Here is a 26406-nt window from a genome sequence, read left to right on the forward strand (position 1 = left end):
GGCAACTGTGATCAGATGGCGCGTAAAATCGCCCAGACGAGTTACCGTTTTTTTATAACTCGACCGGGAAATGTAAAAATCGGCACGATAGGACAAAATCACTGGAATGATGATGTTATACCGTTCTTTCCGCAAGAACGATACAATACTATTGAGGTGATGATGATGCCGAATGCGGATGCGATTGCTTTAGGAAAGCAGATAAAGGCTGTCCGAAAAGCAATGGGAATGACACAAGATCAGCTGGCACTAAAAAGCCATGTTTCGGTGAAGTATATCGCCAATATTGAAAACGGAAAGCAAAATCCTTCTTTTGACATTTTAAGTGCAATTCTCCATGTTCTGCCACTTTCCTTGGATTCGGTTATCAACCCGAACTTATCAGAAGCAGAGCGCGAATGTCGAGAGTTAGAATCGATTTATTTTGCTTGTCCGCCAGAAATGCGAAAAACGCTGTTGGATGCCACAAGGTCACTCGCAATCCATTTGACAGAACTTTCAGAACAGAACAAAAACACCTAAGCTGCCAGAGTGGACGTTACGCTTCTCTCTGGCGTTCTTTTGTCTGAATACGCAATATTCTAACAGGTCATTCAATAAAATCACGTGAAAAGCAAACGAATTACACAATAAATTTCTCGTAATCAGTCTCGTTGTGGATTTTGAACCTCTTTTTCAATGGCAAGATCATTTTCTAGCGTATCATATAGTTCTTGTGGGGTACGGCATAAGACTGCGTAGAAGTTGATAGGATCACCCTCATTAAAAAGCCGTACATACCCCCATCGACATGGGAGAACCTCTAAATAGGATGCCGTTTGCAAAAAAACTTCAAACTCTCTCAGAACATCTTCGAAGGATTGCATCTTACCGCCTCCTAAAATCTTTTTTCTATATTTTAGAAAAGATTATTTCCGATTGCAAGGATGTCAATTTTTATCTATCCAGCTAACGATAAAAGCCATACTCAAGGTTTAAGTTACCCATTGAGTATGGCTTTTATCGTTATAAGGAATCTTTTTTCACTGAAATGTTCGGCATAAATTGGTAGCCGAGGTTGGAAATCGTTCGAATATAGACAGGTACAGCTCTATCATCCTCGATTTTTTGCCGGATGCGTCCAATTGTATTGGTAACAGCAGTCAGGCAGCTTTCACTATCCTGATGCCACACGGCTTCAAATATCTGCTCTTTTGTAAACAATTGCCCCGGATGCCGTGCCATTAAACTTAAAACGCCATATTCGTAACGGCTCATGTACACTTCCTGTCCGTTTTTGAATACTCGATGATGCTCCAGATGGATTTCCAATCCGGGATAACTCAGCACGGCATCGTTTTCTGCCGAAGAAACCGTTTGCTCTGTGAATTTCAAAACAACTTTTTCCTGCGGAGGAAAATTGTCCTCCGTAGTACGGACGATGACTTCAACTTTTTTCATGAACAATCTTCTCCTTCCGCAAGACAAAATGCCTTGTTATCTTTTTACCTGTTCATTCAGGCATGCACCGTTGGTTTTGATGACATTCTGATACCAGTAAAAGGAATCCTTTTTGTAGCGTTCCAGCGTACCGGTGCCGTCATCGTTGCGGTCTACATAGATAAAGCCATACCGTTTTTTCAACTGTGCCGTAGACGCGCTTACGAGGTCAATACAGCCCCAGCTGGTGTAGCCCATGATGTCCACACCGTCCCGGAGGGCGTTGCCCACCTCAATGAGGTGGCGGCGCATATAGTCGATGCGGTAATCATCGTGGACGGTATAGCTGCCCTTGCCGTCCGGCACCAGCTTGTCCACGGCACCCAGACCGTTTTCTACAATGAACAGAGGCTTCTGGTAGCGGTCATAGTATTCGTTCAGAACAACGCGCAGCCCCACCGGGTCGATCTGCCAGCCCCACTCGCTTTCTTTCAGGTAAGGGTTCTTGGCACCGCCCAGCAGGTTGCCTTCGCCGGGGGTATAGGGTTTTGTCGTTTCGCAGGCACTGACATAATAGCTGAACGAAATGAAGTCTACGGTGTTCTTCAGGGCTTCTTCATCGCCCGGTTTCATCTGGATATGAACGCCCTGTTCGTCCAGATAATCGTTCAGATACTTCGGGTAATAGCCACGGGCCTGCACATCGCCGAAGAAGTAGTTTTTCTGTTCGGTTTTCAGGGCGGCAAGCACATCGTCCGGGTTCGGGGTCAGCGGATAGGTAGGCATGGCGAGAATCATGCAGCCCACCATAGCACCGGGCATCATTTCATGTGCTAACTTGACCGCCTTGGCCGAGGCTACCAGTTCGTGGTGAATGGCCTGATACAAGTCCTGCTGGGTCAGCTTGTCCATCGGGGTCATAATGCCGCCGCTCATCAGCGGAGAATGCAGGATGGAGTTGATCTCGTTGAAGGTCAACCAGTATTTCACTCTGCCCTTATACCGTGCAAACAACACCTTGCAGAAGTTCAGATAAAAGTCGATGAGTTTACGGCTGTGCCAGCCATCGTATTCTTTTGCCAGATTCAGCGGCGTTTCGTAATGGCTGATGGTAACCAGCGGCTCAATGCCGTACTTTTCGCACTCGGCGATCACATTGTCATAGAATTGCAAGCCCTTTTCGTTGGGCGTAGTGTCATCGCCATTCGGGAAAATTCGGCTCCATGCCATCGAAAAGCGGAACACCTTAAAACCCATTTCTGCAAAGAGCTTGATGTCCGCCTTATAATGGTGGTAAAAGTCAATCGCCACCAGCTTCATGTTGTCGGGGGTCGGCTCTGCGGTTGGTTCGCCCTTGATGCCGTGGGGCATGATGTCCTGAATGGACAACCCCTTGCCATCTTCGTTGTAGGCACCCTCGCACTGATTTGCGGCTGTTGCACCGCCCCAGAGGAAGTTTTCCGGGAATTGAATCGGTTTCATAGCAATACTCCTTTGTTGACTTATTTTTAAGCAAAAAGCGGAACATCTTTCCCCGCAGGCCGGTCAAGATGTTCCGCTTCCGTGATTGGAACAGAGGATTCTGTTCCGGCACCTGTGAAGCTCCTATGACGGATAACTAGGGGTGCCTGAATGGGGAATTATTTTTCGTCCTTATAAGTTACCAGAACGGCAACAAAGGCTGCAACGGTGCAGGCCAGAGAAACCACGACCGCTGCGATCATACCGCTGACATCGTTGGTAGCGGTGTTCACGAAGGAAGGCCACGAGAAGATACCCAGTGCGCCGATGTTGTACTGCACGGTGTTCAGTGCGCCCAGCACACCGCCGCCGATGGCAGAAACCACACAGGTGATAATGAAGGGGGTCTTCTTCGGCAGAGTGATACCGTAGATAGCGGGTTCGGTCACACCGGCAATGGCAGAGATGAAGGCCGGCGGGCAGAGGCTCTTGAGCTTCTTGTTCTTAGACTTGATCCAGATAGCAACCACGGCACCGGTCTGTGCAAAGGTGGTGCCCAGCATACCGGCGAGGATGAAGGTGAAGCCGTTGACGCTGACATCGTTGATACCCAGCGGAACCAGTGCCCAGTGCAGACCGAACATGACCAGCACCTGCCACAGACCGCCGACCACAGCACCCAGCAGAACGGAGCTGATGCTGTTCAGGAAGGTAAAGACTGCGCTCAGACCCTGTGCGGCAATGGAAGTGACCGGGCCGATGACCCACAGCGTCAGGCAGAAGGTCACGCCGCAGGTGATGAGCGGCACGGCAAACAGCTTGATGCTGCTGGGAATGTGCTTTGCATACAGCTTTTCAAACCATGCTGCGAACGCAATGGAGCAGATGATGGGGATGACGCTGGAAGTATAATCACCGGTTGCGGGCATCACCACCGGGATACCGAACAGGCTGTCATGCACCATGGTGCTGGAACCCAGCAGATAGGGGTACAGGATAGCGGCACCGATCGTCATACCTTCCAGCTCCGGCAGACCAAACTTCTTGGAGGCAGTGTAGGCCAGCAGGATAGGCATGAAGTAGAAGAAGCAGTCGCCCAGCGAGTAGAGGATGTTGTAAGTAGAGCCTGCACCGTCCAGCACACCGGCAGCTACCAGCATGGCCAGCACACCCTTAATGATGCCGCAGGCTGCCAGCACACCCAGACAGGGGGTGAATACGCTGGTCACGATACTGATAAAGGCATCGAACGGATTCTGCTTTTTCTTGGCCGCAGGAGCTGCTTCAGCAACAGCTGTACCATCTTCGTCCACGGCACCGCCGGGCTTGATGTGCCCCACAGCACACACGGCATCGTACACATCGCTGACCTCATTGCCGATGACGATCTGATACTGACCGCCCTTCTGGATGACCGAAGCGATGCCATCGGTCTCTTTCAGAATTTCTGTCTGTGCCTTGCTCTCATCATTCAGCGTGAAACGCAGTCGGGTGATGCAGTGGGTCAGAGAGATAATGTTGTCTTTTCCGCCGACATTCTGGATGATGATGCGGGCAAGACCATCGTACTTACTTGCCATAATCGTGTTCTCCTTTTCTTTTTAGATTTGTTCCAGATCGGGGAGCGGAATCCTGCTTTTCCGCTCCCTGCCGCGCTGGAACTCTTTCTGGTTTCATTATAACCGTTTGCCCCCCTGAGCAGAATCTCCGTTTTGTTCACCTGTTAGTACTCAAAGGTTCATACCCTTTGCTTTCTTCATTATCAAAAACAATTACCTCCGCATGATCTATTGAAGCTCATCGTCAAAGCTGCTGTCTTACTCTTTCACAATGCGGCTCCCGCCAAACACATGCGACATTTCCATGTGCGCCAGTGCTTCGTCAATCAGCGCCACTTCTGCGGCAGACAGCACAATATCCGCTGCACCGGCGTTTTCCTGTAAACGGTTAAGTTTCCGGGTGCCGGGGATTGGTACGATATAAGGCTTTTTGCACAGCATCCACGCCAGTGAGATCTGGGCAGGTGTTGCATTTTTCTCGGCGGCAAGACGGTGTAACAGTTCCAGCAGGGCGCGGTTCTGGTCAATGCTGTCTGGCTGGAACTGCGGCATGACGCTGCGGTAGTCCGTGCCTGCTTCAAACTTGGAAGTCTTATCGTATTTGCCGGAGAGAAAACCGTTTGCAAGCGGCGAGAATGCCACATAACCAATGTGCAGTTCTTCCAGAACCGGGAACAGGCTTTCGTACCAGCGGGCCATCATGGAGTAACGGTTCTGGATGGCCGTTACCGGGCAGACTGCGTGTGCTCGGCGGATGGTCTCCTCGGTGGCTTCCGAAAGGCCCCAGTGAGTGATCTTGCCCTCCCGAATCAGGTCAGCCATTACACCGGCCACTTCCTCAATGGGCACCTTGGGGTCAAGCCGATGCTGATAATACAGGTCAATATGGTCGGTGCCCAGCCGCTTGAGGGAGGCATCTACCGATGCACGGATAACTTCCGGGCGGGAATCCGGCACCAGCGGCTTGTTGACTGCCGTACTGGTCATGTCAAAATGGATGCCGAACTTGGTCGCCAGAACGATTTTATCTCGGTAGGGTTTCAGGGCAGCACCCACCAGTTCCTCGTTGTCGTGGGGATTATCCGGTGTGCCGTAGACTTCGGCGGTGTCAAAGAACGTATAGCCCATACCCACGGCCTGCGCCAGCAGTTCGGTCATTTCCTTCTTGTTGGCAGGTGCGCCGTAGGCATGGCTCATGCCCATACAGCCCAGACCAACAGCCGAAACGGTCAGGTTATTGCCCAAAGTACGATACTTCATGTTAAAATTCCTCCTTATTTGCAAAAACACTTTCCAGCCATGCGGCGTAATCGTTCACCCAGCCGCCATCCGAGCCAAAGCCGTGGGGCCAGCCATTCAGCACGATGCGTCCGGTGGAAATGCCCATATTCCGAATCACATCATACTGCTGCTGGAATTGGCGGTAGAAGGGGTCCTCCGTGCCGTAAACGTAGAATGTTGGCGGCAGATCACCCTCGGCCAGCCAGTCCGGGTCCATGTTGCCCACGCTGAGCCGCCCATAGAACGAATAGATCATCCTCGATGGCGGAAACTCCGCTTTCCAAATTGCTGCCGGGGGCTTCTGCGCGGCTGGTGTCGCAGGCCGAAAGGCCGACAGCAAGTACTGCCGCGAGAAGCAGTGCAGTCCATTTTTTCGTCATAACAGTTTCCTCACGGTTTCAGGTGTTTTCTTCCCAGAACGCTACGGCATGATCGAGCCAGCCTTCGGCAGAGGTGCCGGTGCCCAAGCCAAAACCGTGGGCAAGGCCCGGAAAGGCTTCGATCTCGGCAGGGGTGCCCTGAGAGCGGATGGTTTCAATGCGCCAGCGCATCACGCGTTCGTCTGCGATGTAGTCCCGGTCACCCACACAGGCATAAGTGGGCGGCTCGTTGCCGTAGACTTCCCCCAGCCCGGTGTACTGCATGATGACGGCTCCCGGCTGCGGATACGCCTGTTCACCGAAGGATGCCGTGCCGTAGCTGCCCAGCCACGCCGCCATCCGTGCCCCGGCAGAACCGCCCCAGAGGGAGTAGCCGCTGGTGTCTACTTCCAGTTCCTCCGCATGGGTAAAGACAAAGGCAATGGCCCGTGCCAGATCTTCGCAGGCGGTCTGTGCGCCGGGGCGGTAGATGAGCGCAAAAGCGTTGTACTCCTTGCGGGAAAGTTCCAGTGCATGAGGAAAGCTGTCCTGCATGGCCCCCACATACGCAAACGCACCGCCTGCGTTGCAGATGGAAAATTTTGCGCCGGGATTACCCTTGAAGTAGAATAAGCCGGTGTCAGCTTTGTCCGGGTCAGCGGCTTTTTCGTCCTCGGTGTAAATATCGTAAAAGATGGTCTGCCCGTCCGCTGCACGCTGGCGCAGGGTGTTGCAGATGTCCACTGTTTCGTCCGGGTCGATGTTGTTATAGTAGGTAAGATGCAGCTGCTCCAGCGTGTCGCCGCTGTAATAAGAGCGTTCCACAGGGAAGATCAGCCGCCCATAATCACCGAAAACCGGGTCATTCCGTACGGTTTCGATGGGCGTGGTGCGGGTATAAGTTTGGGTGGTCGTTTGCATGGAATCCTTTCTTTCCGAGGTGGAGGAACTGGGTGCAGCACCTGCCCGGCAGCCTGCCAGAAGCAGCCCTGCACCCGCCAGAAGTTTTGTGAATTGCCGTCGATTCAAAATTTCTCTCCTATCACTTGTGTTTGGAAACGATCCAGTTCAGAATATCGGCATCATCAAAGACAACATTTGCGGCAGCATGGTAGACGTGAAGTCCCTGCGCATCGAAAAAGGCGTTGTCCGGGGTCTGCATTTGCAGCACGGTGTCGATTTGTTCATCCGTCCAGTCTGCGGCGGCGTAAGCATCGTGCAGACCGTTGTAGGCATCCCGTGCTTTCTGCACTCCGTAGTATTCATCGCCCTGCGCCATGTAGATGTAGACCGCCACGCCGTTTTCTGCAATGGGCGCAAAACCGCCGTCCCACTGGGATGCTCCATGCAGATAAGCTGCATACAGGTCAGGCCGCATGGCAACTGTCCGCGACATGGTTTCGCCGCCAGCCGAGTAGCCTGCGGCGTAAATGCGGGCGGTATCTACGGCAAAGTGATTGATGAAATACTCCGTCAGAGCGATGGCCTGCCGCGCCGAAGTGTCGCCCCAGTCGGTGAGCTGGGCAGACACTACGATCATATCCTGTCCAAGGTTCGTCCAGCTGGTGAACCCCGTCCAGTCCAGATTGCTGCCGGAGGAAGATTCCCCGAACCACATCATGTTATAGCCGGGCATGACCACCATCATGGGGTACTTCCGGGTGGGGTCGTAATCCTCCGGCAGGTAGTAGCTGTAATGGATGAGCCCCTCAGTGCTGTCCAATGTCTGCTCCCGGACAAGCCCAGTCTGGATGTTTCCGGTTTCCGAAGAAGCACTCTCCGAAACAGCCGAATCCACTTCGGACGAGGTCGTGATGGATGTGCTGGCCGAAACCGAAGAAACCGTATTGACTGGCACAGAGGATGCCGCCCCGGTGCAGGCGGATAATAAAACGGTCAAAGCGGTGGAAACCGCGAAAATCACGCTGCGCATAAAATCACCTCGCAAAAATCAGGGAAATGGGAAAGCCGGGACGTTTCCGTCCCGGCTTTCCCTGCAACAAAGAAGGAGGAATATGGAACACTTCCTCAATGATGGAAGTTTGTGAAGATAGCAGGTTCTTTTTCGGGCAGGCCGATCTGTTGCTTGCCTATCTGGATACTCTTCATCAAAAAGGCCATGTTGCGGCCAAGGGTGCGCATGGTCTGCAAGCCCTCGGCATCTTTCTTGACCTCCTCGGCAGAGCCGCCGTAGACCATGTTCCAATACTGGCTGCTGGCCACTGGCATCCCACACATGGTAAAATATTTGTTCAGCACATCGTAGGAAGCAGTGTTGCCGCCGCGCCGACAGGTCACGACCGAAGCACCCACTTTCATGGTCTTGTCGATGTTCAGGGTACTGAAGAACAGGCGGTCCATAAAGGAGATCGCGCCGCCTGCCGGGGAACCAAAGTACACCGGTGCGCCAATGACAAAGGCATCGGCTTCAGCCAACTTGGGGGCTACTTCGTTGACAATATCATCAAAGACGCACTTGTTGGAGCCGGTGCTGTGGCAGCGGCGGCAGGCGATGCAGCCCCGGATGTCCTTGTTGCCCACATGGACGATCTCGGTTTCAATGCCCTCGGCTTCCAGCGTATTTGCCAGTTCTGTCAGGGCTGTAAAGGTGCAGCCGTTGGGCCGCGGACTGCCGTTGATGAGCAATGCTTTCATACAAACATTCTCCTTTTGATTTACCCTCTATTTCAAAAATTACCGCAAGAGAAAATTCTCCTCACACAAAAGCTCTGCTTACAGATTCAGGCCATTTACCCAGCTTGCAATGTCAGCTTCACTGCTGCTGCGGCTGAACCGCTGGCCGTCCAGCCAGCTTCCAGTCCCGGCTAATTCTGCCAGCAGCTCACCGCTCTGGCCGATGCCGGAGGAAGTCGAAGTGCAGAACGGAATGACCGTTTTGCCGGTGAAGTCATTGACGGCAACAAAGCTGCTCATGGGCCATGCGGCGATGCCCCACCAGATGGGGTAGCCGATGAACACGGTGTCGTAATCGTCCCAGCCGTCCACATCGGTGCTTTCCAAAGCCACAGCACGAAGGCCCTCGTCGTTGTGTTCACGGGAAACGCGGCTGTCATTGTTCGTCCAGTTCAAATCATCGGAGGTATAAGGGTCAGACGGAACGACTTCAAACAGGTCAGCACCCACGGTATCGGCGATGGTCTGCGCTACGCCCTGTGTAGTGCCGGTGGCGGAGAAATACACCACCAGCGTTTTGCCCGTAGTCGTTACCGTGCTGGTAGCTTCCGAAGAAGCAGCCGCGCTGGATGCGGCTTCACTGGAAGCCACAGAAGAACTGCTCACACTGCTAGCGGAATTGCCGGAGCAGGAAGCCAGCAGCAGGGCGGCAGCGGATGCGCCGGCAGCCTGCAAAAACTGGCGGCGGGAAATTTTATTCTTCAGCTTATTCATCTGCATTTACCCTTTCATCTGGTTCATTTTCCGCAAAAAACTCTCCGCACCCAGCTACAAACTGCTTGAAATTTACTTCTGATCGTCCACGGGAGGAAACATGGTGGCGAATGCCGCCAGCTTATCCTCCGTGACCTCATAATACCGTTTATCCTTGTTCAGCGTGGTGATCTCCTGCATTTCTGCATCGGTCAGCGCAAAATCGAACACATCGAAGTTGTCGTGGATGTGGGCCGGGTTCTTGGAGCCGGGAATGACCACATTGCCTGCCTGAATGTGCCAGCGCAGAATAATTTGCACGTTGCTCTTGCCGTACTTTGCTGCAAGGCGGGTAAACAACGGCTCTTCCAGCAGGCCCTTGTCAGCGTGGCCCAGCGGATACCATGCCTGAATCACCATGCCATTCTCGGCGAGGAAGGCTTTCAGTTCTTTCTGCTGGGCGTAGGGGTGAACTTCGGTCTGGAGGATGGTAGGCTTGACTTCGCAGATGCTCAGAATTTCTTTGATCTGCTCCTCGTTGAAGTTGGACAGACCGATGGCACGGACTTTGCCCTCCTTGTAAGCCTTTTCCATCAGGCGATAACCGGCAACGTAATCACCGGCAGGCTGGTGAATGAGCAGCAGGTCGATGTAGTCGGTGTCCAGACGTGCCAGCGTCTTGTCCACAGCATCGGCATCGGTGTAGAAGGTCGGCCACAGCTTGGTTTCGAGGAAAATTTCCTCCCGCAGCAGACCGGACTTCTTCATGGCGCGGCCCACGGCTTTTTCGTTGCAGTAGGCGTTGGCGGTGTCGATCAAGCGGTAGCCGTTCTGCAAGGCGCTGACGCAGGAGGCCTCTGCCTCGTCCGGGGTCAAAAGAAATGTGCCGATGCCCTCCATCGGCATTTTTACGCCATTATTCAGAGATACATATTCCATTTCGAAAACTCCTTTTATTTCAGGTTGTTGTAGACTTCATCTGTAACAGGTTCACACCACTGACTGCGGCAGTTTTCTCCGGGTACTTCCACAGCCAGATGGGAGAACCAGCTGTCCGGCGCAGCGCCGTGCCAGTGCTTTACACCGGGCATAATGTTGATCACATCGCCGGGGTGCAGCTCCTGCGGCTCTTTGCCCCATTCCTGATAGTAGCCCCGGCCTGCCACGCAGACGAGGATCTGTCCGCCGCCCTTGTCAGCTTCGTGGATGTGCCAGTTGTTGCGGCAGCCGGGTTCAAAGGTTACATTGAAGATTTTGACCTGCTCCGTGGAGACTGGCGCAAGATAGCTCTGCCCGATGAAATACTGTGCAAAGCCGTCATTGGGCGCGCCGATGGGAAATACCATGCTGTTTTGATGACGCTGCTTTTCGTCGGCGCTTTCCTCGTCTGCCCAGATGTCCTTTGCCATGCGGAATGCCGCCCAAGCCTTGGGCCAACCCGCATAAAACGCAGCGTGCGTCAGGATTTCCGCAATTTCACTGCGGGTAATTCCGTTTTCCTTGGCCATTTGCAGATGATGTCCGAAAGAGGTATCCGTCAGCCCCTGCGCCATCAGTGCTGTCACGGTGATGAGGGAACGGTCGCGTGCAGAAAGCTCGCTTTCCCGGCTCCAAACCTCACCGAAAAGAACATCATCATTGAGCTGTGCGAACTTCGGCGCAAATTCACCAAGCACATCTCTGCCTGCTGTGATTTTCTTCATGGTCACCTGCACTCCTTCAAAATTTCGTAAATCTCGTCATGGCTCAGCTTCTTGCAGCAGCCGCCGGTCAGCACGGTGGAATCGGCCACAGCCTTGAGGTCGGTGTCGGCAGGGATGTCCAGTTCTGCAAAGGTGGTGGGCATCCCGATCTCCTTGATGAAGGCCGCCAGAGCCTCCACGCCAGCCTGTGCCAGTTTCAGCTCGGATTTGCCCGCTGGGTCGATGCCCCAGACGTTCTGTGCAAAGCGGGCGAACCGTGCGGTGTTGGCCGGGAGCAGGTGACGGTACAGTACCGGGTGAATGACCGCCAGACCAGCGCCGTGGTTGCAGTTGGTGTAGGCACCCAGCTGATGCTCGATCATGTGACACTGGAAGTCGGTAACCTTGCCGATTTTCAGGATGCCGTTTTCGGCCATAGCCGAAGCCCATGCCAGCTCGCTGCGGGCCTCGTAGTTGTCCTTGTCGGTCAACAGGACGCGGATGTTGCGGATGACGCTGCGCATGACGGCTTCGTTGATGTCATCGGAGAGGTTGTTCTCGTCCGGCTTGCCGAAGTAAGTTTCCATCGCGTGGCTCAGGGTGTCGAACGCACCGGAAATGACCTGCTTCATGGGAACGGACAACGTGTAGGTGGGGTCGAGGAAAGCAAAGTCGGCCTGTGCACCCCACAGAGCCCCCTTAATCTTCTTTTCCTTATGGGTGATGACCGCGCCGTTGTTCATCTCGGAGCCGGTACCGAACACCGTGACGATGGTGCCCAGCGGGATGAACGCAGTGGGACGAGTATGCTTGGTGTTTTCCAGCTCCCACAAATCTTCGTCCACCTTGGCCTGTGCGGACACCACCTTGCAGCAGTCGGACACGGAACCGCCGCCCACGGCAAGGATCAAATCCACATGGTTCTCACGGGCCAGCTTTGCACCTTCCTGCACCTTGGCGTAGGTGGGATTGGGCATGATGCCGGGAAACTCCACGATGCGCTTACCCTCGGCGTTCAGAATACCGACGATTTCATCATAGACACCATTGTGCTTGATAGAACCGCCGCCGTAGGCCAGCATCACGGTATCGCCGTAGTGCTCCAGCAGACAGCCCAGATATTCCTTCACGCCACCCTTGCCGAAATAAACCTTGGTCTTGTTTTCAAACAGAAAATTGTTCATAGCCGTTACACTCCTTTATATAAAACTGGGAAATCAGACGTTTTTGCCCATCTCGTAGGCTTCCTTCATGGCCGGGGAGGACATCACCTCGCCGGGCCGATATACGCCGGTGCCGTAGATGACCCCCTTTTCCTTGGCACCATTCAGGCAGGCGGTAAAGCCCCGGAAACACTCCAAGGTGCAGGCCATGGCAGCACGGTTATCGTCCGCGCAGGTCATGATGAAATAGAACTCCTTGTTCGGAATGTTCGTCCACCGGGCAAGGCTGCGGTCGATGATGATCTTCATCTGTGCATCAATGGAGTAGAAGTACACTGGGCTTGCCATCACGATAACATCTGCCGCCTGCATTGCGTCCAGAATTTCGCTCATGTCATCGTTCAGGGCACACTTGCCGCCGTGGTCGCGGCAGTAATAGCAGGCATTGCAGGGCACAATCTTCTTGCTGCGCACGAAGATCTTTTGCACTTCGTTGCCGCTCTCCTGCGCACCACGCATAAACTCACTGCACAGCAGGTCGGAGTTGCCGTCCTTGCGGGGACTGCCGGACAAAATCAAGACTTTCTTCATCGGTCGTTCCTCCTTTGAGGTACTCTCTTTTTCTGGTTCCAGTATAGCGCAAGTCTGCATTTCCCGGAATCTCCACTTTGTTCACTTGTTTGAACTCAAAGGTTCAAACAACCCGCTTGACCCTCTGATTGTAACACTTAGAGTCAGCTTTAGGTCAAGTGCATCTTTTGTAAAAAGAAAAAGCCACTGCATGATTTCTCATGCAGCAGCTTCTCGTTGCAGTGGCGTATCAGCGATACAATTCCTTACTGGCTATTTTAGCCGCATCCAGAAAACGCTGAACGGCAGGCGTTGGATTCGGGGAGTGCAGGATACCATAGGGGATGCCGTAATCCCAATCTACTGGAATCACTTTCAGCAATGGGTGGACATTGGCCCAGCCCGGAATTGCCAGCAGCACATCGTTGGTGTTTTCGCAGCGGTTGAAGATGTCCATGCTGTAAAATTCAAAATCCACGATATTTACTTGTGGATGGTGCTGCCATAAATCGTCCCGGAGCTCATCTACATAATGGCTCCAACCACGGTGCATCAGCAGTAGATTTTCGCCGTACAGGTCTGTGATCTGCAAGCGGTCTTTTGCCGCAAGTTTATGATGGATGGAAACCGCGCAGTAAAACGGCCTGCGAACCAGTTCCAGACCGGCACATTTGCGCAGATGCAGCATCGTTTCATCAAAGATGCCGCCTACTACATCAATGTTCGTGCCGAGGTTCGCCAGAATTTCCCGTGCATTTTCCGGGGTGTTTTCAAAAGGCACAATCTGGAATTTGATGTCCGGGCAGATGGTCTGCACTTTCGACCACAGTTCCATGAGCAGCTGGGCAGGTGTCATGGGAGAGGAACCAATGCGGATGACGTTGGAATCCTCCTGCATTGCGTTCCGGGCACGAATGACAGAATCATGGCAGTATTGAATGATGTACTTGGCATCCTGATACATGGAACGGCCTGCTTTGGTCAGTGTTAGTCCCCGGCGAGTACGCTTGAACAGCTTGACACCAAGGGAATCTTCCAATAGGTTGATCTGCTTGATGATGGCCGTTGGCGTGATGTAGCTTTCCTCTGCCGCCTTGTTGAAGCTGCCTGCATCCGCCACACGGATGAAGGTTTCCAGCTGATGATTGTACATGAAAACACCTGCCCTTCGGAGATTTCTATAAGAATAGGATAACATCCGATTGTGTTAAAATCAAGAAGTGTTCCAGCAAGCAGGGCATTCGTCTATACAAATGCTATTTTGCTTTGCAAAAATGCTTGTTGGGCTATGCCCAAACCCCATTTGTTCTGCATCGTGCCGATGCAGGCTGCGCGTTTTTTCAAAACGCTTCTATTTATATAAGGTAGAGTTTTAAGACAGTTGCGCTCTGCAATTTTGATGGAGACATCTCAAGCCAAACGAACAGCCAGCAACGGCCTCAACGGTAAGTGAGGTCATGATGCTGGCTGTTCTTCGTTCAGAACGGAAAACATTCGACATTTCCGCTGGTTCATGGTACACTACATCCAATCCATGCGAATCCGTTGGAGGTGATTGTGTTGCTTTCCCTGTACTTAGCTGTTCTTGACGATCAAAGCAAAGAAGAACAATTTATAGATGTATATAATACCTACAAACGGCTGGTCTACCATACCGCTTACAAAATTATGGGCGATTCGTATCTGGCAGAAGATGTGCTGCAAGAGGTGTTTTTGTACGTTGCCAAAAATTTTTCTAAAATTCATCGAGAAAACTGTCACGAACTCGCTGCTTATCTCGTTAGTTGTAGTAGAAGCCGTGCATACGATATGCTTCGCAAGCAGCGAGAAGAACCGCTGGAGGAAGTCCCGGACGCACCAGATGACGCCCCGGTGCCGGATGATGCAGTAGTCAGCACCGATAACATCCAACACCTGACAGAACTGATTGGGCAGATGAAACCGATGTACCGTGATCCTCTGCGTCTTTTGGCAATGGGCTATACCAACCGGGAGATTGCCGAATCGCTTGGACTGACGGATGAAGTGGTTCGGATGCGGCTTTTCCGTGGAAGAAAACTATTGTGGAAGGAGCTGAACAGCCGTGAGTGAGCGGACAGAAATCTCTTTTGATGCAGCTTTGATGATGGCACTCCGTGCAGATGCACAGAAAGAACTGGACGAGCTGCCAACTCCGGCACAGCTTGAAGAACGCTACCCGGACACGTTCCGATGGGATGCTCGCCTGAAAGCGGCATTGCATAAACGCCGTCCGGTGCTGAAACGAGTGCTTGTTGCAGCCATGACGCTGGTAATTTTAACTCTCGGCGCACTTGCAGTAAGCGCAGACTTCCGCAAGGCAGTCTACACGATGATTCAGAAGTTCCTGCCCATTGAGATGCAGCTGACGTATCAAGTGGACGGCGAACCGTTGGAACAGCTTCCGAATGGATACAGCGACCATTATGTGCCGGATGGCTTTGAACGAGATTATGAACAAGGATATGATAACGAAATATCCTTTCTTCATGCCTATGTTGATGTCAATGATAAGAACATCTTTTATTATGTGGACTGTTCCGTAATTCAAGACTATGGACAAGTCGAAACTTTCGACAATGAGCACACGGTTTATGAGCGCATTAAAGTTGGAACAGCCGATGCAACACTCGGAACGAACAATAGCGGAGGACGTACAGGATATGTGCTAGTATGGGAGAAAGATGGCATTTCACATACGATTATTGGAAAGATACCGCGTGAAGAGATTCTAAAAATTGCAGAGAGCATTTCCTGACTGGCTAAATTTTTGCCCACACTTGTAATTGCTTACAAATGTGTGGGCGTTTTTTTGTTGAAACGTCCAAAGTTGACCAGACTCTAAACTTTTTTCAAAAAAGCTGTCACAAACACGATGCGAACTACGTTAACTAAGCAAAAGCTCCCTATCGGAAGCAAAAAATTGGAGGTAAACAGCGAATCAAAATGACAAGAGAAGAAATTATTTCTATGCTGTCAACGGAGTTGAACGAGAAATGGGACAATGGAGTCACCTGTTTAATTGTGGAAAATTCAGATGGTTGTATTCCGGTGATTGTTCATCATAAAAAAGATAGACTTATTGTTGAAGTAGGAGAAAAAGACAAGAAAATCTATCCAATTGAATGGAATGAGCTAAATAAAACGTCTGAAATCACCCCACTCCCTATGAAAATAAGTCAAGATTGATACCTGAGAGCATGAACAAAAATCAATATGGAGATAGTTCCAATGCAGACCTAAAAACACAACGGATTTCTCGAATACACATTTAAGTGATAAGTGAATGCTTAAATATCAGAACTAAAAAAGGAGAAAGCAAAATGGAATTCTTCAAGCAAAAGGGTCCGTTGACCAAAGATGTTTGTGATACGTTACTTTATGTCATTGCGGTACAGTCCTTGAAACCGGCAACACTCCGAGATATTTTGACAGCAAGCCAATGGAATGGTATGTGGTTCTTTTCTCTGGCATTTTTCGCTGTCATCTTTATGGAGATACTGTCCGATTTTTTGCTGGTTACAGATCGCTGCACTGCATGGAAAGCATTAAATGGAAATGTCAGCGAAGCCGAATTTCACAATCTTCAGCAGATTGTCCTATGCGAAAATCAGAAAGTTTCCATTGAGAAGAAACTTGCAAGTACGATACTACTGGTTCTGATGATATGTGCAACTGCTGCATTTGTGTGGTTTACCTTTTTGGCTTGACTGAATAATTTTGGTATTTTGAATTCACATTCTTAGAAATCAGTTTTCAAAAGCAAAAATCCGCCGAGGAATCCTCCCGAAAAAAACGGGAAGAATCCTCGGTGGATTTCGTTTATCGTGTTGGCTCTTTTTCGGCTGTGTCTTTTTCCTCTGCAAAAAACATCTCTACATTTTTCTGAGCTTTCATCAACTCCTGCATCTCATCTCGTGCCTTACGGTAGTCTGGGTATGCTTCTTTCTTCTTTTTAAGAAGTGCAGCGTATTCGATGCTCAAGTCCTTGGCTTTTGGCAGCTTTTTCAATCCAGCTTCATCAAAAGCGGCTTTTGCAGCCTTGTGCAGGGTGATTTCTTCCCGATGGGCATCCAGAAAGCTCTTACGGTACCCGGCTTTGCGGTAGGCATCATAGACCGGACGTGTCCAGGCATAATTAACGATGTGCGTCCTCAGAACAGCAATCTCGGTCATGCGCGCTTCTGCAGCTTTAATGGAATCGCCCAACTCGTGATAGCGAGCAGTTGCTGCATCCACACGTTCCTGCATTTCTTTAATGCTGCCGATTTTATGCTCCTGTAAGAAAATCAGCGTCTTGGACATTTCTTTCAGATTATATCGCTTTGCCCAGCGAGCATACCCCATGCTCTTTCCCTCGGCCAGCTTTGCCTGAATGTCCACCAGCATCTGAAACTTTTGTTCCGGTACGATGCGCTTCTGCTTCTGCCGGGGATGGTGTTCGGTTTCCCCAGAGATAACAGCTTTCAGTTCTTCTTCACTATATCCTGCGCCCAAAGTGCGGAACCGGATGAATCGCTTCTGCCGTGCGCCTTTGACGGAGGTGTATTTTCCACGCTTGACCTCATAACCCTGCTGCTCCAGTCCTTGCAGAAAAACTTCGTAGTCTTTGGGCTTTTCCGCCAGAATAGTGTCAATCACGCCACATAGACGGTCACGATTGCTTTCTCTGGGCGGGTAGAGTGTGCGCTTCTGCCGCTCCCGATAGGGCTTTATCTCAATGACGGAAAGCTGATGTTCTAAGCAGATCAGATCGCTCAACCGTTGCACAGCCAGCCCGGACAATAAAAAATCTCGGAATTTCCGGGTGCTGTCCAATGCAGTGGAGTTGTAGATAATGTGATTATGAATGTGTTCCCGGTCCGTGTGGGTTGCAACGATAAACGCATACTTGCCTTTGGTAAAGCGCATTGCCAGTTCGTAGCCCACCTTGTTGGCTTCTTCGGCGGTGATCTCACCGGGTTTGAACGACTGCCGGATCTGATAGGCAATCACGTCACTTTTTTGTCTGCGCCCAGTGACAAGTTCATACTGCCGTTTGGACAGCATGAATTCTTCATCCACCGTCAAAGGACTGCATTCGTAGCTGCTAATCAGTTCGCCATGCTCAGTCTTGTCGGGATTCTGTACATAGTCTGTACGGCTTTTCAGACAGGCCGCAACCGACTTGCCTTTGTTTTTGTGCAGCGCGATCAGCCGTGTCGCGGCCATCCTAAATCACCCCCATAAAAGAAAAAGCCGCCCGAAGGCGGCAAAAGGTTGAAAATGCTCCTTACAGTTCGGCCAACCACTCACTGAACCGCCCGATGCCCTCGGTGATGGCAGTTGCGCCGAAAAAGAAGACAAAGCAGAGGAATTCGGCTACCAGCAAGATAAGGAACTGATTCCAAGTCTGACGGTAAGCAGTGTAGATGCCGCAGCCGAAGATGTAGAGCATCAGCGGAGCAACTACATAGCTGGACAGGGTTAGCAGCCACCTTGCCATCAGAGCTAGAAACGCCACAAAGAGAGAAATCGGGAAAAGAACAATTTTCTTCAGCATAGACATCATATCAAGCACTTCCTTTCTGTTCGCCCTTATTATAAAGGTATCGACTACTACGTTGCAAGGATGTCAAGCATTATATGTACACCCGCAGTCCTCCAACTGCGGGAATTTTTATAGCTCTGCCAGCTTGGAAAGAATTTGCTTGCCAATGTCAATCAGTTCATCCAGACGCTGCCGCAGATCTTCCATGTCGGCGGCGTAGACCTTGCCGCACTCGTTGGCACGCTTGGCGTACTGGTTCAGATTGTTGCTGCACATCTGCAAAAGATATGCCATGCGCCGCAGTTGCGGCAGGTCAAGGTTCAGGCAGTAGCCGTCCAGTGCCATCTTGCGGATATAGGCACTCAGGCTGCGGATGCCCATGCCCAGCATCTTTTCATAGATGCGGTTCTTCTCGGCTTTTGTGGTCCTCAGGATGATGATCTCGTCCCGCTTTTCTTTCACCGGGCATCACCGTCCTTGTCGTAATAACTGCGGAAGGGCTTCACCGGCTCCGGTTTATCCGACTTTTCCTCCAGTGCCGCCAGCACCGAGGGGCGGCGAGGTGAATCCTCCTGTTCTTCCTCGTCTTGTTCCGGCTCGTGGCTCTTTTCGTCCACATCCAACTGGGCGTTCAGCTCTGCAAGTCGTGCCGACTTCTCTGCCAATTCTTCCTCCTGTGGGAATGGTTTCTCAACCTCGATCTGCGCTGCCGCCTGCTGCTGATGCAGGGTGTCCAGTTCGTTTTCTGCGGCGGTGATGCGCTCTGGGAAGTTGTTCAGGGAGTTGTCCAGACGGATAATGTTGCCCAGAGGGTCGGTGCCCAAAGGTACCGTGTACTTCCGCTGCCCCTTCAAAAGTGCCTGATACTCGCTGCGGAAGGTATCGAACCGCAGGGACAGTTCAAAGCCACGGTAGCTGCCGATGACTTTTTCCTCGGCATTGGGCAGTTCGGAGCAGGCAAGCACCAGACGCTCACCGGCGGTCTTTTTCTCGTCGTAGGCAACACCCTTAATGGTCATGCCGCAGAACTCCTCCTTGCCCTGCGGGTGGGCGGCGGCAAGCTGTGCGTCCGCTTTCAGCCCGGCAATGTGGGCGTTCGTTTCCTGAATGTCTGCCGGGAACTTGGTCAGCAGCTTGTCTTGCAGACGGAATTTCTGGCTCTGGTGGTCGGCTTTCAGGACCTTGAGTTTTGCGACCTGCACATCCAAGTCCATCTTCTCCTTGATGAGCGGATTTCCGGCACACAATGCCTTGATCTCCGCATAGGAAAGTGCCTGCTCGTCCACGTCCTCGCAGGAGCGCACCGGGGATTTGGAAGTCATGATTTGGCTGATGAATCGCTGTTTATTCTCAAGGGTCTGAAACAAGTACGAGTCAAATGTCCCTTCCGTAACGTAATTGAACACCTTGACTTCCTTATTCATATTGCCCTGCCGGATGATGCGACCATTGCGCTGGGTCATGTCACTGGGCTTCCAGCCAACGTCCAGATGATGCACCGCCACAAGCCGGGACTGGACGTTGGTGCCCGCTCCCATTTTCGCCGTGCTTCCGAGCAAAACTCGCACATCGCCGGAGCGCACTTTGGAGAACAATGCCGCTTTTTTTGCTTCGGTATCGGCGTTGTGGATAAACTCGATCTCGTTTTCCGGCACACCGGCAGCAACCAGCTTTTTGCGAATGTCATCGTAGACGTTGAAATTGCCATCGTTCTTTGGTGTTGAGAGGTCACAGAACAAAAGTTGGGTCAGCTTCTGGTCTTTGCCTTCCTCCCAGATCTTCAGCACGTTCTGAACGCATACGTTCAGCTTGCTGTTGGGGTCGTCCGGCAGCATGGGGTTCATCAGGCGCACATCCAAGCCGATCTTTCTGCCGTCGTTGGTGACACAGAGCATATTGTCCACTGAGGCATCCACGGTGCCGGAGTGGATTTCTGCGGCACGTTTGCTCAGTTCCTGTACCATTTCCTTTTGGATGTCGGACGGTTTCGCCACCACGGTTTCAAACTTCGCTTCGGGCACAGGCAGATGGAGCTGGTCGGATGTTTTAATGTCCGCAACCTCCTTGAACATGGACATCAGTTCCGGGAGGTTGAAGAACTTGGCAAATCTCGTTCTCGCCCGATAGCCTGTACCTTCCGGCGCAAGCTCGATTGCAGTGGTGGTCTCTCCAAAAGTGGATGCCCAGCAGTCGAAGTGGGTCAGCTTTTTCTGCTGCAAGGTGCTGTACTGCAAATACCGCATGACCGTGTACAGTTCGGTCATGGAGTTGCTCACGGGGGTGCCGGTAGCGAACACCACGCCCCGCCCGCCGGTGATCTCGTCCAGATAGCGGCACTTGCCAAACATATCGCTGGATTTTTGCGCTTCACTGGTGGATAATCCTGCGACATTCCGCATTTTTGTGGTCAAAAAGAGGTTCTTGTAAAAATGGCTTTCGTCCACAAAGAGCCTGTCAACGCCCAGTTGCTCAAAGGTGATCACATCATCCTTTCGCTCATCGGAGCGCAGTTTTTCCAGCTTGGTTTCCAGTGTTTTCCGGGTCTTTTCCATCTGCTTGATGGAGAAATTCTCGCCTGCGTGGACTTTCAGCTCATTGATGGCGGCAAGCGTTTCATAAATTTGCTCCTGAATGATGCGCTCCTGCCGCTCAAAGGACAGCGGAATGCGCTCAAACTGGCTGTGCCCGATGATGACGGCATCGTAGTCGCCGGTGGCGATGCGGGCGCAGAATTTTTTGCGGTTGGCAGTCTCAAAGTCCTTGCGCCGTGCTACCAGTAGCTTGGCATTGGGGTAGAGGTTCAGGAACTCGCTTGCCCACTGCTCCGTCAGATGATTGGGCACAACAAACAGCGATTTCTGGCACAGCCCCAGCCGTTTTGCTTCCATAGCGGATGCCGCCATTTCGTAGGTTTTGCCCGCGCCAACTTCGTGTGCAAGCAGCGTATTACCGCCATAAAGCACATGAGCGATGGCGTTGCGCTGGTGCTCTCGGAGGGTGATCTCCGGGTTCATACCGACAAAATGGATGTGGGAGCCATCGTATTCACGGGGTCTGGTGCTGTTGAACAACTCATTGTACTGTTTTACCAGCGCAATGCGCCGCTGGGGGTCTTGCCAGATCCAGTTGGCGAAAGCATCTTTGATGACCTGCTGTTTCTGCTGCGCCAGCATGGTCTCCCGTTTGTTCAGCACACGCTTGGGCTTGCCCTCGGCATCCTCAATGGTGTCATAGATGCGGACGTCCTTCAAGTTGAGCGTTTCTTCCAGAATCTTATAAGCGTTGGCACGGCTGGTGCCGTAGGTTTCGGAGGAGATAATATCGCCCCGCCCGGTGGCAGTCTTACCTTCCACACGCCACTCGGCGGTGTAAGGAGAATATCTCACCTTGACTGCATGGCGCAGATAGTAGGGAATCTGGAACGTCTCGGTCATAAACTTCTGAATAATGTCCGGGTTCAGCCATGTTGCGCCCAACCGCACATCAATTTCTGAGGCTTCCAGTTCTCTGGGCTGCGCCTTGGTCAGCGCATCCACATTGACCACAAACTCCGGGTTCGTTTCGGTGGCGAACTGCGCCATTCGCAGCTTCGCCCGGACATCGCCGGACAGGTACTCGTCTGCCATCTGCCAGCCTGCTTCCGGGTCGGTGGGGTCGGCGGCAGGGTCTTTGAAGATCACACCGGAAAGTTCGGTGGTAATGCGCCCGTACTCACCGGGAGTGCCCAGCAGTTCTGCCATATAGGGCAAATCCACTTTGCCATGCTCACCAATAGATACCGCCAGTGCTTCGCTGGGGGTATCTACGCTGGTGACAGTGCGCTCCGGGCGAATGGTGCGCTTGGTGAACATCGCCGCCTTGGATTTAAGCTGCCCTTGCTCGTCCAGATTTTCCAGCGAACACAGCAGATAATAGGAAGAATCCTGCTCAAACAGCCGCCCGTTTTTGCGGTCGTTCAGCAAGCCGTATTTGGCGGCAAAGGCATCATAGGCGGCGTTCAAACGCTCCTGTGTTGCCTTGATGTCGGCATCTGGGTAATCCTCCAACTGTTGCTGAATCAGGTCGTTGACGATCTGCCGCAGCTCTACCATGCCGGTAACACGCCCCTTGGCGGTGTCGGACAGTTCCACCTGCGTCATCACGGAATTTTCCCGGTAGAACACCTCGCCGTCCACCACGGTGTAGGAGAAGTTTTTGACCTCCGGGTCAGCCGGGAGAATGTGCTTCTCATTTTCGGCATCCGCAATATCTGGTGTTTCCACCTCAACTTCGGCGTATTGCCCCTCAATATGCTGCACCGCTTCTGCAAGCTGGTCGGCAAGGCTGGTGCCCTCAAGGGGTACAACGGTCAATTCCTCCCGTCCGTACTGGGTGCTTTCGGTGGTCAGCTCGCCCAGCACCATCTCCGGGTGGTCTACGAAATACTGGTTGATGGCAAAGCCGTCCTCGGTCTTGCCAAGCTGCACCCAGTCCGGCTCATGGTCGATGGGACGGTCACGCTTCTGCAAAAAGATAATATCGCTGACAACATCCGTGCCAGCATTGGCACGGAACGCATTATTCGGCAGACGGATAGCCCCCAACAGGTCAGCACGCTCTGCCATGTGCTTGCGGGCGGTGCTGTCCTTGCTGTCCATGGTGTAGCGAGATGTGACAAAGGCAATGATGCCGCCCGGTCGCACTTGGTCGATGGCTTTCGCAAAGAAATAATTGTGGATGCTAAAACCCAGCTTGTTGTACGCCTTGTCGTTGACTTTATACTGACCAAAGGGAACATTGTCCACCGCCAAATCGTAGAAATCACGGCGGTCGGTGGTCTCAAAGCCTGCCACGGTAATGTCAGCCTGCGGATACAGTTTTTTCGCAATACGCCCGGTGATGCTGTCCAGTTCCACGCCGTACAAGCGGCTGTCCTGCATGGTGTCCGGCAGCATTCCGAAGAAGTTGCCCACGCCCATACTAGGTTCCAGAATGTTACCGCTGCGGAAGCCCATGCGCTCCACAGCATCGTAGATACTACGGATGACGGTAGGGCTGGTATAGTGGGCGTTCAGGGTGCTGGAACGGGCAGCAGCGTACTCATCCTCGGAAAGCAGCCCTTTCAGTTCGGCGTACTCTTTTGCCCAACTATCTTTGCTGGGGTCAAAGGCATCTGCCAGACCGCCCCAGCCCACATATTGCGAAAGCACCTGTTGCTCCTCGGCGGTGGCACCCCGGTGCTCATCTTCCAGCTTGAACAGGGTACGGATAGCTTCGATGTTCCGGGCGAATTTCTGTTTGGGGCCTCCGACACCCAAATCATCATCCGTGATGTGGAAGTTCCCGGCAAGTTCAAGTGTGGATCGTTCCGGTTCAACTGCATCCAGAGTAGGTGATTTTGAGCCAATCGTCTGGATCACAATATCATAAGGCATACGGTTTTCTTCAGCAGGGTATATGGCAACCGTTTTTACAGTATCATCTGGCTGCGTAGTAACCTGTTCATTCTGCCGCAAGCCCTCCTCGAATTGTTGCTTATTGACAACTTCGTTATCCCATGACTGCCCGTGCGCACTGGTGTCGATGCGCACATCCGTTTCCCCCACATAGCCAACTTTCCCCTCAATAGTTCGAGTGGGGAGTTCGACCACAACATTGTCACCGACCTTGTAATCAACGGCCTTTTCGGGAGCAGCGTCAAGGGCCTCGTCCTGCTGTTCGTACAATTCCCGGACAACAGATAGCGGTTCTTCCCGAAAAATTGGCATCCGCAGGTTGGCCAGTGCCATATCCTGCAAGGAAACCTTGCCCTTATCAAAATCCACTCCGTCAATCCGAAATTTCCGGCCATCCATATTGATGATGGAGCCGATGGGCAGATAGTCCTCTTTGTGCAAATGTTTAGTCTGGTGATGAGTCCCATCTTTGTTCAATCCGGCAAGGTAAACATCATTGCCCGCAGACCACAATTCTTTTGACTTTCTTGCCCATAAGATAGGTGGAAAGCCTGTGACCTGAACTTCGCCCAGTGCTGTTTCTCTCGTAAATAAAGCACTGTTGAGAACTTTTGCGACCTTGGCAGCATCTTCTCCATAGAACATAAAATTGCCGCCAGCTTCAAATCCAACCAGAGTATCCGGGTGCTGCGCCTTTAATGCAGTGTATTCGGCTGCACTGGCGGCGTTCAGTTCAAGGGGAAAGTCGATGGCTCTTCTTTCTTTGTCCGACAGGTAGCGGTCAGACTGAATCATCAGGTCAATATATTTTTCGACCCGATCCCAGCTGAGAAGCACTTTCTGATGGTCGGGATAATGCTCAAACGTCAGACCCTTGCTGTCATGGTCAAGCCAACCACTGCTTCCGTCCAGATAAGTGTGTGAAGAACCGCCGGGGCCATACGGTGCATATTCGTTGGCAAGAGCTTTTGCCCGGAGTTTTCGGTCAGGCTGCAACTGATAAATTTTCCATATCCGAAGTTTGCTGCCTTCAACATTGGAACCTCTCCGCAGCGCATTTTCAATCTCCGCCTGCGACAAAACAAAAGCGGAGGGCGATTTTTCGCTCTCCGCTTGGTCGATAGTTTCAATTTGTTCAGCTTCGGTAGGGATGTGGGCATCGAAGAAACTTAGCTGTAAATCAGCTCCGTCAGCACCAGTTCCTCGGCCTGCGCTTTCAGGCTGTTCATGTGCCGCACCCACGACATCTGATTCTGCTCCTTGTCCGGAGCCGGGTTCTGCTTCAGCAGTTCCTGCATGGTCTGCTGCATCCGGCTCTCTGCGGTCTGTTCCACTTCCAACAGGTGCGGATGCAGAGTCCCCGACAGGAGCATCGAATTGTACAGCACCGGGCGATGCTTCATCAGGTAAGTCCGGCGCAGTCTGCCGTATTTGCCCAGTGCTTTCTCCTGCTGGGGCAGGGTCAGGTTCGGGAGCTGGTAGTCCCCGACGGTCGAGTAGGTCACGTTCCTGCTGTTCGTATTCATACTGGCTCCTTTCTACATTGCGGCGGCGGATTGTCGTTTTTACGGTTCGTTCGATGTTGCGCAGCACATCCCGGCTGCATTCGCTGACTGCGGTGCCCAGCGCATACACGGCGGCAGGCGTGGAAAAAGAGAAGATGGCCTGAAAATCGTCACGGTCAAAATGACCGTCCGGCTCAAGGCCGCAGCGTTCCAGAACCGTATACAGGATGCTGATTGCGGCGGCAGATTTGAACTGGAACTCCTGTCCGGCTTCATCATAATCTATCAGGAACGAACCGTCAACGATGTCGAGAATGTCGCCGCTGTTGTTGTCCCAATAGGAATCCACCAGCTTGCCCGTCAGGTCAGAAATCTGCTGGCTGAGCCTTTCATGGCAAACGCCGTACTCTCTGGCAATCATTTCCGACACAGGCTGCACCAGATCGGGGCCGAGCTGCCACACCTCCGGGTCACGGGAATTGCGGCGCACCCCGGTGTCGCTCACATCAAAGACATAGTGCAGACGCGGCACACTGCTGGACTGGTCTAACAGTGCGATGCCCTTGGAGCCGCGCCGGACATAGCGGTTCATGCGATTGTTCCAGATGTCGAAGCTGGCGCAGGCAGTGGCATCAGGCCGCTGGGCGTAGATCATGAGCTGGTCTGCAAAGCTGTACTTGTACAGCCGGGATGCAGTGGTCAGGTAGTCCGTCCAGTTTTCCCAATACCGGGTCAATTCTTTTGCCGTTTGCTGGGCAAGGGCAAGATATTCTTCGGTTTTGCTTGGCATTTTGGCCTCCTTCTTTAGTTTTCAGGGTATAAAAATAGCGGGCAACCTTTTTGTGGTCGCCCGCCGGAAAGTGTATCGAGATAAGATTATTTGCTATTGCCCTTTATGTACTTCATAACGCAGCACCCCATCACGATGACGGGAAGCACGGTTCGTAAACCGAGGTCGCCGACCCGCACATTTACATCAATCACAAGCCCTGCAAACCATGCCGCTAAAGTGAAAACAGTTGCCCATCCGTAATTCA

At 52.3% G+C, this 26406-nt stretch carries 25 protein-coding genes; 6 read left to right on the top strand and 19 right to left on the bottom strand.

Features of this window, described 5'->3' with window-relative positions:
* Window positions 1–15: 15 nt before the first annotated feature.
* Window positions 16–522 (top strand): helix-turn-helix domain-containing protein, encoded by a 507-nt coding sequence (locus tag CGS49_RS08465; RefSeq protein ID WP_242975423.1) that lies wholly within the window; start codon window positions 16–18, stop codon window positions 520–522.
* Between the two features lie 122 nt (window positions 523–644).
* Here the strand turns inward: CGS49_RS08465 and CGS49_RS08470 are convergent, their stop codons facing one another.
* The 8 genes from CGS49_RS08470 to CGS49_RS08505 all read right to left on the bottom strand — a co-directional run bounded on the left by CGS49_RS08470 (window position 645) and on the right by CGS49_RS08505 (window position 7802).
* Entirely contained in the window at window positions 645–866 is a 222-nt protein-coding gene (locus CGS49_RS08470) for a hypothetical protein (protein ID WP_097801414.1), read from the bottom strand.
* 139 nt (window positions 867–1005) lie between these two features.
* Window positions 1006–1440, bottom strand: coding sequence for a winged helix-turn-helix domain-containing protein (locus CGS49_RS08475; protein WP_097801415.1), 435 nt, complete (start codon window positions 1438–1440; stop codon window positions 1006–1008).
* A gap of 36 nt (window positions 1441–1476) precedes the next feature.
* Window positions 1477–2901 carry a glycoside hydrolase family 1 protein gene (locus tag CGS49_RS08480; RefSeq protein ID WP_097801416.1) on the bottom strand — a complete coding sequence of 475 codons (1425 nt, stop codon included), beginning with the start codon at window positions 2899–2901 and terminating at the stop codon, window positions 1477–1479.
* A 158-nt stretch (window positions 2902–3059) separates the two neighbouring features.
* Window positions 3060–4460 carry a PTS transporter subunit EIIC gene (locus CGS49_RS08485; RefSeq protein ID WP_097801417.1) on the bottom strand — a complete coding sequence of 467 codons (1401 nt, stop codon included), beginning with the start codon at window positions 4458–4460 and terminating at the stop codon, window positions 3060–3062.
* Window positions 4461–4697: 237 nt separating this feature from the next.
* Window positions 4698–5699 (bottom strand): aldo/keto reductase, encoded by a 1002-nt coding sequence (locus CGS49_RS08490; RefSeq protein WP_097801418.1) that lies wholly within the window; start codon window positions 5697–5699, stop codon window positions 4698–4700.
* 1 nt (window position 5700) lies between these two features.
* Window positions 5701–5976: an alpha/beta hydrolase family protein gene (locus tag CGS49_RS08495; RefSeq protein WP_242975424.1), complete on the bottom strand. Its 276-nt coding sequence runs from the start codon at window positions 5974–5976 to the stop codon at window positions 5701–5703.
* 142 nt (window positions 5977–6118) lie between these two features.
* Window positions 6119–7000: an alpha/beta hydrolase gene (locus CGS49_RS08500; RefSeq protein WP_097801419.1), complete on the bottom strand. Its 882-nt coding sequence runs from the start codon at window positions 6998–7000 to the stop codon at window positions 6119–6121.
* 121 nt (window positions 7001–7121) lie between these two features.
* Complete coding sequence (locus CGS49_RS08505; protein WP_097801420.1) at window positions 7122–7802, bottom strand: prolyl oligopeptidase family serine peptidase; 681 nt, start codon at window positions 7800–7802, stop codon at window positions 7122–7124.
* Window positions 7803–7830: 28 nt separating this feature from the next.
* Here CGS49_RS08505 and CGS49_RS08510 point away from each other — a divergent pair, with 28 nt between their 5' ends.
* Window positions 7831–8127 carry a hypothetical protein gene (locus CGS49_RS08510; RefSeq protein WP_097801421.1) on the top strand — a complete coding sequence of 99 codons (297 nt, stop codon included), beginning with the start codon at window positions 7831–7833 and terminating at the stop codon, window positions 8125–8127.
* Here the strand turns inward: CGS49_RS08510 and CGS49_RS08515 are convergent.
* The 7 genes from CGS49_RS08515 to CGS49_RS08545 form a co-directional block, all read right to left on the bottom strand.
* Window positions 8108–8734, bottom strand: a complete 627-nt coding sequence (locus CGS49_RS08515) for a flavodoxin family protein (RefSeq protein ID WP_097801422.1) — start codon at window positions 8732–8734, stop codon at window positions 8108–8110. The genes CGS49_RS08510 and CGS49_RS08515 overlap by 20 nt on opposite strands.
* 78 nt (window positions 8735–8812) lie before the next feature.
* Window positions 8813–9493, bottom strand: a complete 681-nt coding sequence (locus tag CGS49_RS08520; RefSeq protein WP_343215863.1) for a flavodoxin — start codon at window positions 9491–9493, stop codon at window positions 8813–8815.
* Window positions 9494–9559: 66 nt separating this feature from the next.
* Window positions 9560–10405: an aldo/keto reductase gene (locus CGS49_RS08525; protein WP_097801423.1), complete on the bottom strand. Its 846-nt coding sequence runs from the start codon at window positions 10403–10405 to the stop codon at window positions 9560–9562.
* A gap of 14 nt (window positions 10406–10419) precedes the next feature.
* Complete coding sequence (locus tag CGS49_RS08530; protein WP_097801424.1) at window positions 10420–11169, bottom strand: carboxymuconolactone decarboxylase family protein; 750 nt, start codon at window positions 11167–11169, stop codon at window positions 10420–10422.
* 2 nt (window positions 11170–11171) lie between these two features.
* Complete coding sequence (locus tag CGS49_RS08535; protein WP_097801425.1) at window positions 11172–12332, bottom strand: iron-containing alcohol dehydrogenase; 1161 nt, start codon at window positions 12330–12332, stop codon at window positions 11172–11174.
* A gap of 33 nt (window positions 12333–12365) precedes the next feature.
* A complete protein-coding gene (locus CGS49_RS08540; protein ID WP_015538303.1) occupies window positions 12366–12902 on the bottom strand; it encodes a flavodoxin family protein in 537 nt (178 codons plus the stop codon).
* A 229-nt stretch (window positions 12903–13131) separates the two neighbouring features.
* Window positions 13132–14034, bottom strand: coding sequence for a LysR family transcriptional regulator (locus CGS49_RS08545; RefSeq protein WP_097801426.1), 903 nt, complete (start codon window positions 14032–14034; stop codon window positions 13132–13134).
* A gap of 404 nt (window positions 14035–14438) precedes the next feature.
* On the opposite strand from CGS49_RS08545, the gene CGS49_RS08550 reads away from it, so the two are divergent.
* The 4 genes from CGS49_RS08550 to CGS49_RS08565 all read left to right on the top strand — a co-directional run bounded on the left by CGS49_RS08550 (window position 14439) and on the right by CGS49_RS08565 (window position 16609).
* Window positions 14439–14972: an RNA polymerase sigma factor gene (locus CGS49_RS08550; protein WP_242975425.1), complete on the top strand. Its 534-nt coding sequence runs from the start codon at window positions 14439–14441 to the stop codon at window positions 14970–14972.
* Window positions 14965–15657, top strand: a complete 693-nt coding sequence (locus CGS49_RS08555; RefSeq protein WP_097801428.1) for a DUF4367 domain-containing protein — start codon at window positions 14965–14967, stop codon at window positions 15655–15657. The genes CGS49_RS08550 and CGS49_RS08555 overlap by 8 nt, the downstream gene beginning before the upstream one ends.
* A 188-nt stretch (window positions 15658–15845) precedes the next feature.
* Window positions 15846–16088: a hypothetical protein gene (locus tag CGS49_RS08560; RefSeq protein WP_097801429.1), complete on the top strand. Its 243-nt coding sequence runs from the start codon at window positions 15846–15848 to the stop codon at window positions 16086–16088.
* Between the two features lie 134 nt (window positions 16089–16222).
* The gene (locus tag CGS49_RS08565; protein ID WP_097801430.1) at window positions 16223–16609 is read left to right on the top strand and encodes a hypothetical protein; all 387 of its coding nucleotides are present in this window, start codon (window positions 16223–16225) and stop codon (window positions 16607–16609) included.
* Between the two features lie 112 nt (window positions 16610–16721).
* Here the strand turns inward: CGS49_RS08565 and CGS49_RS08570 are convergent, their stop codons facing one another.
* The 4 genes from CGS49_RS08570 to CGS49_RS08585 all read right to left on the bottom strand — a co-directional run bounded on the left by CGS49_RS08570 (window position 16722) and on the right by CGS49_RS08585 (window position 26159).
* The gene (locus tag CGS49_RS08570; protein ID WP_097801431.1) at window positions 16722–18110 is read right to left on the bottom strand and encodes a relaxase/mobilization nuclease domain-containing protein; all 1389 of its coding nucleotides are present in this window, start codon (window positions 18108–18110) and stop codon (window positions 16722–16724) included.
* A gap of 61 nt (window positions 18111–18171) precedes the next feature.
* Window positions 18172–18450, bottom strand: a complete 279-nt coding sequence (locus CGS49_RS08575) for a hypothetical protein (protein ID WP_097801432.1) — start codon at window positions 18448–18450, stop codon at window positions 18172–18174.
* Window positions 18451–18558: 108 nt separating this feature from the next.
* A complete protein-coding gene (locus tag CGS49_RS08580) occupies window positions 18559–18891 on the bottom strand; it encodes a plasmid mobilization protein (RefSeq protein ID WP_097801433.1) in 333 nt (110 codons plus the stop codon).
* Window positions 18888–26159: a DEAD/DEAH box helicase family protein gene (locus CGS49_RS08585; RefSeq protein WP_097801434.1), complete on the bottom strand. Its 7272-nt coding sequence runs from the start codon at window positions 26157–26159 to the stop codon at window positions 18888–18890. Before CGS49_RS08585 ends, CGS49_RS08580 begins: the two co-directional genes overlap by 4 nt.
* Window positions 26160–26406: the final 247 nt, after the last annotated feature.

Origin of the sequence: Faecalibacterium langellae (assembly GCF_002549775.1) — a bacterium.
Taxonomy (GTDB): domain Bacteria; phylum Bacillota; class Clostridia; order Oscillospirales; family Ruminococcaceae; genus Faecalibacterium; species Faecalibacterium langellae.

What these genes read in the sequence shown, in the direction of transcription:
- CGS49_RS08465 (WP_242975423.1), top strand. Translation starts at nt 16, where the DNA reads ATGGCGCGTAAAATCGCCCAGACGAGTTACCGTTTTTTTATAACTCGA.
- CGS49_RS08470 (WP_097801414.1), bottom strand. Translation starts at nt 866, where the DNA reads ATGCAATCCTTCGAAGATGTTCTGAGAGAGTTTGAAGTTTTTTTGCAA.
- CGS49_RS08475 (WP_097801415.1), bottom strand. Translation starts at nt 1,440, where the DNA reads ATGAAAAAAGTTGAAGTCATCGTCCGTACTACGGAGGACAATTTTCCT.
- CGS49_RS08480 (WP_097801416.1), bottom strand. Translation starts at nt 2,901, where the DNA reads ATGAAACCGATTCAATTCCCGGAAAACTTCCTCTGGGGCGGTGCAACA.
- CGS49_RS08485 (WP_097801417.1), bottom strand. Translation starts at nt 4,460, where the DNA reads ATGGCAAGTAAGTACGATGGTCTTGCCCGCATCATCATCCAGAATGTC.
- CGS49_RS08490 (WP_097801418.1), bottom strand. Translation starts at nt 5,699, where the DNA reads ATGAAGTATCGTACTTTGGGCAATAACCTGACCGTTTCGGCTGTTGGT.
- CGS49_RS08495 (WP_242975424.1), bottom strand. Translation starts at nt 5,976, where the DNA reads ATGATCTATTCGTTCTATGGGCGGCTCAGCGTGGGCAACATGGACCCG.
- CGS49_RS08500 (WP_097801419.1), bottom strand. Translation starts at nt 7,000, where the DNA reads ATGCAAACGACCACCCAAACTTATACCCGCACCACGCCCATCGAAACC.
- CGS49_RS08510 (WP_097801421.1), top strand. Translation starts at nt 7,831, where the DNA reads ATGTTTCCGGTTTCCGAAGAAGCACTCTCCGAAACAGCCGAATCCACT.
- CGS49_RS08515 (WP_097801422.1), bottom strand. Translation starts at nt 8,734, where the DNA reads ATGAAAGCATTGCTCATCAACGGCAGTCCGCGGCCCAACGGCTGCACC.
- CGS49_RS08520 (WP_343215863.1), bottom strand. Translation starts at nt 9,493, where the DNA reads ATGCAGATGAATAAGCTGAAGAATAAAATTTCCCGCCGCCAGTTTTTG.
- CGS49_RS08525 (WP_097801423.1), bottom strand. Translation starts at nt 10,405, where the DNA reads ATGGAATATGTATCTCTGAATAATGGCGTAAAAATGCCGATGGAGGGC.
- CGS49_RS08530 (WP_097801424.1), bottom strand. Translation starts at nt 11,169, where the DNA reads ATGAAGAAAATCACAGCAGGCAGAGATGTGCTTGGTGAATTTGCGCCG.
- CGS49_RS08535 (WP_097801425.1), bottom strand. Translation starts at nt 12,332, where the DNA reads ATGAACAATTTTCTGTTTGAAAACAAGACCAAGGTTTATTTCGGCAAG.
- CGS49_RS08540 (WP_015538303.1), bottom strand. Translation starts at nt 12,902, where the DNA reads ATGAAGAAAGTCTTGATTTTGTCCGGCAGTCCCCGCAAGGACGGCAAC.
- CGS49_RS08545 (WP_097801426.1), bottom strand. Translation starts at nt 14,034, where the DNA reads ATGTACAATCATCAGCTGGAAACCTTCATCCGTGTGGCGGATGCAGGC.
- CGS49_RS08560 (WP_097801429.1), top strand. Translation starts at nt 15,846, where the DNA reads ATGACAAGAGAAGAAATTATTTCTATGCTGTCAACGGAGTTGAACGAG.
- CGS49_RS08565 (WP_097801430.1), top strand. Translation starts at nt 16,223, where the DNA reads ATGGAATTCTTCAAGCAAAAGGGTCCGTTGACCAAAGATGTTTGTGAT.
- CGS49_RS08570 (WP_097801431.1), bottom strand. Translation starts at nt 18,110, where the DNA reads ATGGCCGCGACACGGCTGATCGCGCTGCACAAAAACAAAGGCAAGTCG.
- CGS49_RS08575 (WP_097801432.1), bottom strand. Translation starts at nt 18,450, where the DNA reads ATGATGTCTATGCTGAAGAAAATTGTTCTTTTCCCGATTTCTCTCTTT.
- CGS49_RS08585 (WP_097801434.1), bottom strand. Translation starts at nt 26,159, where the DNA reads ATGCCAAGCAAAACCGAAGAATATCTTGCCCTTGCCCAGCAAACGGCA.